Raw genomic sequence first — 520 nt, forward strand, 5'->3', positions numbered from 1 at the left:
CTAAAGCCACAGCTCCGGGTAATGAAGTTCGCGACTACATGATGGCTACGCCGCTGGTTGACTCGGTTGGTGCCGCTTTGACGGCCTTGCAAGTCAGTGGCCCGGTGTATTCCGAGTTCCAGCTCAACATTCCTTTTGATATGGAAAAAGACGCGCGAGCTTGGGGTTATGCGGATTTGAAAGACAACCGTGTTGATATTGATGCGCCGCCAATGACGCTAGAAAAAGCCACAGGCCGCATTCAGTTCGACAACGATGTGGTGACGACATCTGGCTTGTCAGCAGAGTTACTCTCGCAGCCTATTTCACTCGATTTCCACGGCGAAAGTGCGGACCAAGGCTACAACGTGACCATCAATACTTTAGGTGATTGGGATGTAGAGCCTCTCAAGCCTTATTTGGGTGAACGTTGGTTGAGCTTGGTTTCCGGTCATGCGCCTTGGCAGATGGACATTGACTTGCAGCTCAACGATGTGGGTTTTACTTACCAAGTGGATGTGTTGGCGCAGCTCGGTCGCTT

General features: G+C 51.5%; 1 protein-coding gene. It reads left to right on the forward strand.

Annotated elements, in window-relative coordinates:
* A partial coding sequence (locus R7Q11_RS29285; RefSeq protein ID WP_263857238.1) for a DUF3971 domain-containing protein occupies positions 1-520 on the forward strand: 520 nt, incomplete at both ends.

It is taken from the genome of Vibrio sp. 970, assembly GCF_033339075.1.